Origin of the sequence: Bradyrhizobium genomosp. I (2014), assembly GCF_000261685.1 — a bacterium.
GTDB lineage: Bacteria > Pseudomonadota > Alphaproteobacteria > Rhizobiales > Xanthobacteraceae > Bradyrhizobium.
The window spans coordinates 1-10678 of the sequence record NZ_AJQE01000063.1 but is presented as its reverse complement, the minus strand read 5'-3'; the positions used below and the strand labels follow the sequence as shown (position 1 = coordinate 10678).

Genomic DNA, 10678 nt, shown 5'->3' with positions numbered 1-10678 from the left:
CGACAGCTCCCGCCGCGTCTATCGGCAGGTCTCGACCGGTCCCTATGCGCTCAAATCGGCACAGGGAATGCGCGTCGATGTCGACGGCTTCACCATGCAAGACATCGCCGTGCAGCCGTCGAAATTCCGGCTGGCCGAGATGCTTACCGCGCTGCCGCAGGATCAATCGACCCCACCGACGCCGGCGCAAGCGCGCGAGCTGCTGGAGAAGCTCGCCGGATTCTACGAGGGTCTTCGCATCGGCAAGGCCGAAATCGGCAAGATGTCGGTTGGCACGCCGCAAGGGACGGCCAGGATCAATGCCGTCAGATATCGCGAAGGCGAGCTCGCGGTCGAAGGCGTCGACACGCCGTCACCGCAGGGACAGTTCAAGATGGAGCGCTTCGCGCTGAAGTCATTCAGCGCGGCAAACCTGATGCGCTGGGCGGCGAGCCTTCGAACGCCCGGGCAACCGCCCTCGCCCGATCAGATGCTGGGCCTGTTCCGCGTGCTCGCAGGCGCCGAGGTCAAGGGCGTGATTGCGCTCCATAGGAACACGCGACAGCCCATCACCGTCGACACGATCAGCCTGAACTGGGGCCAGCTGGTGGGATCGATCCCGAGCAAGGCCAGTCTGGTCGTGAAGATGGTCACGCCGACCGATCCCGCCAATCCGGCGCTGCAGCCGCTGATCGTGGCAGGCGTGGACAAGCTCGCGATCGACCTCGATCTCGGCGCGGCCTGGACGGAATCGTCGGGTGCATTCGCGCTCGCGCCGGCCACCATCGATCTCGGCAACCTCGCCAGGGCGCAGGCCCGCCTCGCGCTCGCCAACGTGCCGCGCGGCCTGTTCACGACCGATCCGGTGCAGGCGATGAGCCAGGCCGGGCAGATCGAGACCGGCCCGATCGAGCTCTCCTTGCGCGACAGCGGCGTGGTCGATCTCGTCGTGGCGCAGTTCGCCCGCATGCAGAATGTCAGCCGCGACACCGCGCGCGGCGCCATCGTCGAGATGATCCGGGCGCAGGGCGAGAAGATCGCGGCATCCAATGCCGACGCCAAGGTGGCGGTGGATGCGCTCGCCGGCTTCGTCGAGACGTCAGGGCAAACGCTGACCATCAAGCTGACGGCCCGCGCCAAGGTGCCGCTGATGCAATTGATGCAGCTTTCACAAAGCGACCCGGAGAGCGCGCTGGCGCAGTTCAGGATCGAGGCCTCGACGGGGCTGTAGTTTGATCTCGTGTCCCGGACGCGGCGCAGCGCGAAGCGGTGCGACGCAGAGCCGGGACCCAGAACGTTTGCGGTTCGCCGAAAGCTGAAAAGCTGGGCCCCGGCTCTGCAGCGCATCACACCGGACGATGCTTCGCATCGCCGGGGCTGCACTGCGTCCGGGGCACGAGACCGAAGTCCCGTTGAGCCCCTCACTTCTGCGGCAGGTTCACCCGCACATGCAGCTCGCGCAGCTGCTTCGTCGTTGCTTCCGAGGGCGCACCCATCAGGAGGTCCATGGCCTGCTGGTTCATCGGGAACAGCGAGATCTCGCGCAGATTGGTGGTGCCGCAGAGCAGCATCACGATGCGGTCGACGCCCGCGGCCATGCCGCCATGCGGCGGCGCACCGTACTGGAAGGCGCGGTACATGCCGCCGAAGCGGTCGACCACTTCCTGCTCGCCGTAACCTGCGATCTCGAACGCCTTCACCATGGCTTCCGGCACGTGGTTGCGGATGCCGCCCGAGGCGATCTCGTAGCCGTTGCAGGTGATGTCGTACTGGAACGCCTTGATGGTCAGCGGGTCCTGCGACTTCAGCGCATCGAGACCACCCTGCGGCATCGAAAACGGGTTGTGCGAGAAGTCGACCTTCTTGTCGTCCTCGTTGTACTCGTACATCGGGAAATCGACGATCCAGGCGAGCTCGAACCGCTCCTTGTCGGTGAGGTTCAATTCCTCGCCGACCTTGTTGCGGGCAAGGCCAGAGAACTTCCAAAACTTGTCGGGATCGCCCGCGACGAAGAAGGCGGCATCGCCTTCCTTGGTGCCGATCTGCGCGCGGATCGCAGCGGTGCGCTCGGGCCCGATGTTGTTCGCAAGGGGACCTGCGCCCTCGCCGCCCTCGCGCCACATGATGTAGCCGAGGCCGGGTTGGCCTTCTCCTTGCGCCCACGAGTTCATGCGGTCACAGAAGGCGCGGCTGCCGCCGCCCGGCGCCGGGATCGCCCACACCTGGTTCTTGGGGTCCTCGAGCATGCGTGCGAACACCTTGAAGCCGGAGCCGCGGAAGTGCTCGGAGACGTCCTGCATCTCGATGGGGTTGCGCAGGTCCGGCTTGTCGCTGCCGTATTTCCGCAGCGCCTCGGCGAACGGGATGCGGCGCCAGTTCTTGGTGACCGGCTTGCCCTTCGCGAACTCTTCAAAAACGCCCGTGATCACCGGCTCCATCGCCGCGAACACGTCTTCCTGCGTGACAAAACTCATCTCGACGTCGAGCTGGTAGAACTCGCCCGGCAGACGGTCGGCGCGCGGGTCCTCGTCGCGGAAGCAGGGCGCGATCTGGAAATAGCGGTCGAAGCCCGACATCATCAGCAGCTGCTTGTACTGCTGCGGCGCCTGCGGCAGAGCGTAGAACTTGCCGGGATGAATGCGCGAGGGCACCAGAAAGTCGCGTGCGCCTTCCGGCGAGGACGCGGTCAGGATCGGCGTGTTGAACTCGAAGAAGCCCTGCCCCTCCATCCGCCGGCGCATCGACTTGATGATCTCGACGCGCGTCATGATGTTCTGGTGCAGCTTTTCGCGACGCAGGTCCAGGAAGCGATACTTGAGCCTGATATCCTCAGGATATTCCTGGTCGCCGAACACCGGCAGCGGCAGGTCGCCGGCGGGGCCAAGCACCTCGATCTCGCTGACATAGACCTCGACCTTGCCGGTCGGCAGGTCGTCATTGTCGGTGCCGTCGGGGCGGCGGCGGACCTTGCCGTCCATCTTGACCACGAATTCCGAGCGCAGCTTCTCGGCCAGCGAGAACGCCGGCGAGTCCGGATCGACCACGCATTGGGTCAGGCCGTAGTGGTCGCGCAGGTCGATGAACAGCACGCCGCCATGGTCGCGAACGCGATGGACCCAGCCCGAGAGGCGGATGGTCTCGCCGATGTTGCTCTCGCGGAGCGCGCCGCATGTATGTGACCGGTAGCGATGCATGGTCGTCCCAAAATCAATGTCGAAAGGAAGCGAATCGGACGGCCTGAAACGACCGGTCCGAAGTTGCGGCAGGGTTTACCCGACGAGGCCGGAGGCGGCAACCAAGGGAACGGCCCGATTTGGGCAGGAGGCGCCCATTTTGGTTCATTTGGGCTCCGAGCCTTTGCCATCAGGCGTTCCAGCCCTATCTTGGGGCCATGACGGTCCATTTCCCCTTCCAGAACTCCTATTCGGCGCTGCCGGACAGCTTTTTCGCCCGCGTCGCGCCGACCCCTGTCGCCGCCCCCCGGCTGATCAAGCTGAACCGGCCGCTGGCGGTTCAGCTCGGGCTCGATCCTGATCTTTTGGAGACCCCGGAAGGGGCCGAGATCCTGGCTGGGAAAACGGTTCCCGCCGGGGCCGATCCGATCGCCATGGCCTATGCCGGCCACCAGTTCGGACAGTTCGTGCCCCAGCTCGGTGACGGCCGCGCCATCCTGCTCGGCGAGGTCATCGACAGGGACGGTGTCCGCCGCGACATCCAGCTCAAGGGAAGCGGCCCCACCCCGTTCTCCCGCCGCGGCGATGGCCGCGCCGCGCTCGGGCCGGTGCTGCGCGAATACATCGTCAGCGAAGCGATGTATGCGCTCGGCATCCCGACCACCCGCTCGCTCGCCGCCGTCGTCACCGGCGAGCACGTCATCCGCGAGACCGCGCTGCCCGGTGCGGTGCTGACCCGCGTCGCCTCAAGCCATATCCGCGTCGGCACCTTCCAGTTCTTCGCCGTGCGCCGCGATACCGATGCGATCCGCCGGCTCGCCGATCACGTCATCGCCCGTCACTATCCGCACCTGCTTCATGCGGAGCGGCCCTATCACGACCTGCTCGCGGCGGTCGTCGCCCGCCAGGCCGAGCTCATCGCGCGCTGGCTGCTGGTCGGCTTCATCCACGGCGTGATGAACACCGACAACTCATCGATCTCGGGCGAGACCATCGATTACGGCCCCTGCGCCTTCATGGACGCCTACAATCCCGCGCAGGTGTTCTCCTCGATCGACGAGATGGGCCGCTACGCCTATGCCAACCAGCCGCGCATCGGCTTGTGGAATCTGACGCGCCTCGCCGAATGCCTGTTGCCGCTGTTCTCCGACGATCAGGAGAAGGCGGTCGCGGAAGCCCAGGAAATTCTCGGCGCCTTCGCCGAGACGTTCAGCGCCGCCTATCAGGCCGGCCTGCGCAGGAAGGTCGGCCTGTTCGCGGAGCGCGACGGCGACGACGCCCTGATCCAGGACCTGCTCGACGCCATGGCGAAGAACCAGGCCGACTTCACCCTGACCTTCCGCAAGCTCGGTGACGCCGCGGGCGATGAAGGCGCGGACGTGCGCGCGCAGTTCATGGAGCCCGCGGCCTTCGACGAATGGGCCGGCCGCTGGCGCGCGCGTCTTGCGCTGGAGCCGCAGACCCCGGCCGAGCGGCAGGCCGCGATGCACGCGGTGAACCCGCTGTTCATCCCGCGCAACCATCGCGTCGAAGCCGTGATCCAGGCAGCGGTGAATGACGACGACTTCGCGCCGTTCGAGGAATTGGTGAAGGTGCTGGAAAAGCCGTATCAGGATCAGCCGGACTACGCCGCCTACGCCGATCCGCCGCTGCCGGAGCAGATGGTGCTGCGGACGTTCTGCGGGACGTGAGGCGAGTTCGACCGCGCACCACGGCCTCTAATTGACGCACCTCATGGATTGCGCCTTGCGCGGTCCATCCCTGTCCCGCGGGCCTTGTGGACACATCCCGCCCGCGGGAACCGTTGTCATCAAACTGAAACACACGCGCTCTAACCGCCTGTCAGGGTCGTCTTGCCGGAGACGTCCATCCTCCAACAGTCCCGACAAGCGCGCATGCCATTCAAGTTCATCCACATCACCGACACGCATCTCGCCAATCCCGGGCTGACACTGTACGGCCTCGATCCGCGCGCCCGGCTGGATGCGGCGATTGCCGACATCAACAAGCACCAGTCCGATGCCGCCTTCGCGGTCGTGACCGGCGACCTCACCCATTGGGGCGAGGCCGAATCCTACGTCAACTTCGCCGAGGCCATGGCCGCGCTGAAGATTCCCTACATCGCCATGGTTGGCAATCACGACCGCCGCGTCACCTGCCTCGACGCGCTGAAGGCCGCGCCGCGGGATTCAAACGGCTTCGTGCAGGGCACGCGGACCACCGAGCACGGCCTGTTCGTCTTCCTGGACACGCTGGACGAGACCAGCCATGCCGGCGAGATGTGCGCAAAGCGCCTCGGCTGGCTGGCAAGCACGCTCGCGGCCGCGCCCGCCGACCAGCCCTTCGTCGTCTTCATGCATCATCCGCCCTTCCCGGTCGGCGTGCACGCGATGGACGAGATCGGGCTGAAGCAGAGCGCGGAGTTCGCCGAGGTGATCGCGCCCTACCGTTCGCGCATCCGCCACCTCTTCTTCGGCCATGTGCACCGGCCGATCTTCGGCAGCTACGGCAAGATCCCGTTCTCGACGCTGCGCGGCACCAACCACCAGGTCTGGTTCGAGCTCGACGCCAGCGCGCCGCACCTCGCAAGCCACGAGCCGCCGGCCTATGGCGTGGTGCTGATCGACGACGAGAACCTCGTCGTGCACAGCCACGACTTCCTCGATGAAAGTCTGCGCTTCCCCTTCGCCCCGCCCGCAGGAACGGACGGCCGCGACTATGCGCTCAATTTCCCGGCGCGGTGAGATGAGCCTCGCCGAACCCGCGACGCTCCCGGTCGCGACGACCTCGGTGGCGCCGCGCCTGGACCTGCTGACGCGCCTCACCGCCCGCGTCAAAGCCTCGCTGCCGGCCTATCTGCTGCTGCTGCCCTCGCTGGTCTTCCTCGCGCTGTTCACCTATGGCGCGATGGGCCGCGTCCTCATCGATGCGCTCTATCAGCGCGCCACACCGAAAGCACCGCTCCGCTTCGTCGGTCTCGACAATATCGCAGCGGTGCTGGCCGATCCTGCCTTCACCGGCGCGGTCGTCAACAACCTGATCTACGCCGTGGGCACGGCGGTGCCGAGCATCGCCCTTGCGCTGTTGTTCGCGCTGGCGCTTGCGCGCACCCATGCCGTGAACAGCGCGCTGCGCGCCGCGCTGTTCCTGCCGGTGCTGATCCCGATGGTCGCGGCATCAGCGCTGTTCCTGTTCATCTTCCTGCCCAATGTCGGCCTGCTCGACTACTACATCGGCCGGCTGCTTCCGGTGCTGCCGAACTGGCTCGGCGACCCCGACATCGCGCTCTATGCGATCATGGTCATCACGATCTGGAAGAACGCCGGCTATTACATGCTGTTCTTCCTCGCCGGCCTCCAGGCCGTGCCCGAGGACGTGATGGAGGCCGCGCATCTCGACGGCGCCGGGCCTTACATGCGCCTGCGCCACATTATCCTGCCGGAGCTCAAGCCCACCTTCCTGTTCGTCACCGTCATCGCGATCCTCAACGCGGTGACGCAGGTCGACCACGTCTTCGTCATGACGCAGGGCGGGCCGTCCAATTCGACCAATCTCGTGCTGTTCTACATCTACCAGCAGGCGGTCGAGCACTACGACATCGGCAAGGCCTCGGCGGCGACGCTGCTGACGCTCGCCGCGCTGATGGGCCTCACCGCGCTCTCCTTCCGCACCATGGCGAACCGCGAGGGCGCGCCGTGAAGCTGATCGACAGGCTCTACAAGGACGCCCCGCTCGCCACGAGGGGCGAGATCACGCCGAAGCTCGGCTTCGCGCTGACGGTGCTGCTTGCGATCGTCTGGCTGATCCCGTTCCTGTGGATGGTCGTGGCGACGCTGCGCCCGGCCTCCGACGGCATCAACGCCATGGCCGAGCTGACGCCGAGCCTCAAGCCGACGCTCGACAATGTCAGGGATGCCTGGGAGATCGGCGATTTCCCGCGCTACACGCTCAACACCACGATCATCTGCGCCGGCATCCTCTTGGTGCAGTTCGTCACCATCACGCTGGCGGGCTTCGCCTTTGCGCGCCTCGCCTTCGCCGGCAAGACGCTGATCTTCTACCTGTTCCTGATGCAGCTGATGCTGGTGCCGGTGCTGCTGATCGTGCCGAACCTGAAGCTCGTGGCGCAGCTCGGCCTCTACGACACGCTCGCCGGCGTGATGATGCCGTTCTTCGCCTCCGCCTTCGGCACCTTCCTGATGCGGCAGGCATTCGAGGCGATCCCGACCGAGCTGGAAGACGCCGCCCTGATCGACGGTGCCGGCCTGTTCCAGCGCATCCGCCACATCTACGTGCCGCTGTCGATGCCGAGCTTCTCCGCGTTCGCCATCATCTCCGTGACCAGCCACTGGAACGACTTCCTGTGGCCGCTGATGGTGATCAATTCGCCGGACAAGCGGCCGCTCACGGTTGGCCTGTCCGTCTTCACCAAGACCGCGGAGGGGACCCAGGCCTGGGGCACCATCGCCGCGGGCACGCTGATGGTGATCGCGCCGCTGCTCGTCACCTTCCTGATCTTCCAGAAACGCTTCATCAGCTCTTTCGTCACCTCAGGCATCAAATAGGAGATTTTCCGATGCTGTTCTCCCGCAGGCTCATGCTCGGCCTTGCCATGGCTGGCACTATGGCTGGCGCCCTCGCCTTTCCGGCCCTCGCCGGCGAAGGCCCGACCGAGATCGATTTGTTCTTCCCCGTCCCCGTCGACGGCAAGCTCGCCCGCGACATGGGCACCTTGATCAAGGAGTTCAACGAGGGGCACCCCGATATCAAGGCGACCGCCGTCTACACCGGCTCCTATGACGACACGCTGATCAAGACGCGCGCCGCGATCAAGGCCGGCAAGCCGCCGGCCGCCGTGATCATGTCGGCCAACTTCCTGCTCGACATGCAGATCGAGAACGAGCTCACCAATCTCGACAGCCTGATCGCCGCCGACGGCACCACCAAGGAGAAGTTCCTCGGCCAGTTCTTCCCGGCGCTGCAGGGCAACGCCGTGATCAACCGCTCGGTGTACGGCGTTCCCTTCCACAATTCGACACCGCTGCTCTACATCAACGCCGACAAGGCCAAGGAAGCCGGCCTCGATCCGAACAAGCCGCCGCAGACCTGGGCCGAGCTCACCGACTGGGCCAAGAAGCTGACCAAGCGCGAGGGCGACAAGGTGACTCAATGGGGCATCGCGATCCCCTGCGCCTACGACTATTGCGGCTGGATGATGGAAACGCTCACCATGAGCAATGGCGGGCGCTACTACAACGAGGAGTTCGGCGGCGAGGTCTATTACGACACGCCCTCGATGCTCGGTGCGCTCACCTGGTGGAACGATCTCATCCACAAGCACAAGGTCCACGCGCCCGGCGCCACGCCCGGCCCTGCCGTCAGCACCTCCTTCATCTCCGGCAACGCCGCGATGATGATGCTGTCGACGGGCTCGCTGACTTACGTGCGCGACAACGCCAAGTTCGCCTACAAGGTCGCCTTCATCCCGCGCAACGTCCGCAACGCCGTGCCGATCGGCGGCGCCTCGCTGATCATTCCGGCTGGCCTCGAAGCCGACAAGCAAAAGGCCGCCTGGACCCTGATCAAGTGGATGACCTCGCCCGAGAAGAGCGCCTGGTGGAGCCGCGCCACCGGCTATTTCGCGCCGAACATGGCGGCCTACAAGACGCCCGACATGGTCGAGTTCCTGACCAAGAACCCGGACGCCAAGACCGCCGTCGAGCAGCTCGACGTCGCAAAGCCGTGGTTTGCGACCTACAAGACCGTGCCGGTGCGCAAGAACCTCGAGGACGAGGTGATGCTGGTCCTCAACGGCAAGAAGCAGCCGAAGGAAGCCCTCGCCGCCGCCCAGAAGGCCGCGGATGAAACGCTCAAGCCGTACAATGCGGAGACGTCGCTGAAGCTGCCGTAAGGCCTCCTTCAACGTCAAGCGAACATCGGCGCTCCCGCCATGCGGGGGCGCCGAATTCGTTTGCACGGCCCCGGCCCGTTAACCCTCCGTCCACCATCCGGCCCGGCGCGCCGCCGGTAACCACGAGAATTAACAGACCCTCAATTTGCGCCAGACAAGTCTAGCAATGTTTCTCGGAGGGATTTCGCCGTGGATCTGTTGGTTATCGAGTTCCTGGGACTGGCTCTTGTCGCCATGTGCGTGCTCGTGGTGGCATTGCCGTGCGCCCGGAAATCCTCTCAGCGGGTCCGCTACGAATAGGATTTTCGGCCGGTTGAGGCGATTTCGGCCCGATGCAAGCCTCGAATTCGCTCCAACCCCCTTGACATCACAGCACTTTCGGCAGAACGGCTCATGTTAAGTGTCATGGGCCGTTCATGGATTTGATTACCACCACCGCTGACCTCGCGGCTGCCTGCAGCCGGCTGGCCACGCACCCCGTCATTACCGTCGATACCGAGTTCCTGCGCGAGACCACCTACTACCCGCTGCTGTGCGTGGTGCAGATGGCCAGCGCCGAGGAAGCCGTGGTCGTCGACGCCCTGGCCGAGGGCATCGACCTCAAGCCGTTCTTCGAACTGATGGCCAACGAGGGCGTGCTGAAGGTGTTTCACGCCGCCCGCCAGGACATCGAGATCGTCTGGCACCAGGCCAACATCATCCCGCATCCGGTGTTCGACACCCAGGTTGCCGCGATGGTGCTCGGCTACGGCGACAGCATCGCCTATGACGCGCTGGTCGAGAAGGTCACCGGTCACCGCCCGGACAAGACCCACCGCTTCACCGACTGGTCGCGCCGGCCGCTGACCAAGGAGCAGATGCATTACGCGGTATCCGACGTCACCCATCTGCGCGACGTGTTCGCAGCGCTCGACGCCGACCTGAAGAAGCGCCGCCGCAGCGAATGGGTCTCCATCGAGATGGAGGTCCTGACCTCGCCAAGGACCTACGACTTCCACCCCGAGCGCGCCTGGGAGCGGCTGAAGACGCGGGTGCGCAAGCCCAAGGACCTCGCGGTGCTGATGGAGGTCGCGGCCTGGCGCGAGCAGGAGGCGCAGAGCCGCGACGTGCCGCGCGGCCGCGTGCTGCGCGACGAGGCGATCACCGACATCGCGACCCACGCGCCGACCACGCTGGAGAAGCTCGCGCATCTGCGCTCGGTGCCGAAGGGGTTCGAGAAATCCAAATGGGGCGCTGACATCGTCGCCGCGGTCGAGCGCGGGCTGGCGCGGGATTTCTCGAAGCTGCCCAAGCTGGAGAAACCGCGCAACAACTCCAACGGCGCCGCCATCGTCGAGCTCTTGAAGGTGCTGCTGCGCATGACCGCGGAGCGCCATGCGGTCGCCAGCAAGGTGATCGCGACCGTCGACGATCTCGAGGAGATCGCCGCCGACGACGAGGCCGACGTGCCCGCCTTGCGCGGCTGGCGCCGCGAGCTGTTCGGCGATGCCGCGCTGAAGCTGAAACGCGGCGAGCTGGCCCTGGCAATCGAGAAAGGCCGCGTGATCGGGGTGCAGCGGGCGTAGCGATCAGCCTCGCTGCTTCCACATCGTCATTGCGAGCGGAGCGAAGCAAT

7 protein-coding genes and 1 pseudogene are annotated in these 10678 nt (G+C 65.6%); 7 read left to right on the top strand and 1 reads right to left on the bottom strand.

From position 1 onward, the window contains the following. Positions 1-1210, top strand: a pseudogene (locus IC50_RS06685) (hypothetical protein); the annotation flags it as partial. Positions 1211-1400: 190 nt separating this feature from the next. On the opposite strand, the gene aspS reads toward IC50_RS06685, so the two are convergent. Further along, positions 1401-3173 carry an aspartate--tRNA ligase gene (aspS, locus tag IC50_RS06680; RefSeq protein ID WP_035702078.1) on the bottom strand — a complete coding sequence of 591 codons (1773 nt, stop codon included), beginning with the start codon at positions 3171-3173 and terminating at the stop codon, positions 1401-1403. Positions 3174-3370: 197 nt separating this feature from the next. On the opposite strand from aspS, the gene IC50_RS06675 reads away from it, so the two are divergent. From IC50_RS06675 to rnd, 6 genes are all read left to right on the top strand, one after another. After that, a complete protein-coding gene (locus IC50_RS06675) occupies positions 3371-4843 on the top strand; it encodes a protein adenylyltransferase SelO (protein WP_035702076.1) in 1473 nt (490 codons plus the stop codon). A 204-nt stretch (positions 4844-5047) separates the two neighbouring features. Continuing rightward, positions 5048-5896 carry a phosphodiesterase gene (locus IC50_RS06670; protein WP_035702073.1) on the top strand — a complete coding sequence of 283 codons (849 nt, stop codon included), beginning with the start codon at positions 5048-5050 and terminating at the stop codon, positions 5894-5896. Position 5897: 1 nt separating this feature from the next. Further along, complete coding sequence (locus tag IC50_RS06665) at positions 5898-6851, top strand: carbohydrate ABC transporter permease (protein ID WP_035702070.1); 954 nt, start codon at positions 5898-5900, stop codon at positions 6849-6851. Continuing rightward, entirely contained in the window at positions 6848-7717 is an 870-nt protein-coding gene (locus IC50_RS06660) for a carbohydrate ABC transporter permease (protein WP_035702067.1), read from the top strand. The genes IC50_RS06665 and IC50_RS06660 overlap by 4 nt, the downstream gene beginning before the upstream one ends. Before the next feature lie 11 nt (positions 7718-7728). Further along, positions 7729-9063: an ABC transporter substrate-binding protein gene (locus IC50_RS06655; protein WP_035702064.1), complete on the top strand. Its 1335-nt coding sequence runs from the start codon at positions 7729-7731 to the stop codon at positions 9061-9063. A gap of 416 nt (positions 9064-9479) precedes the next feature. After that, entirely contained in the window at positions 9480-10628 is a 1149-nt protein-coding gene (gene rnd / locus IC50_RS06650) for a ribonuclease D (RefSeq protein WP_035702061.1), read from the top strand. Positions 10629-10678 lie beyond the last annotated feature (50 nt).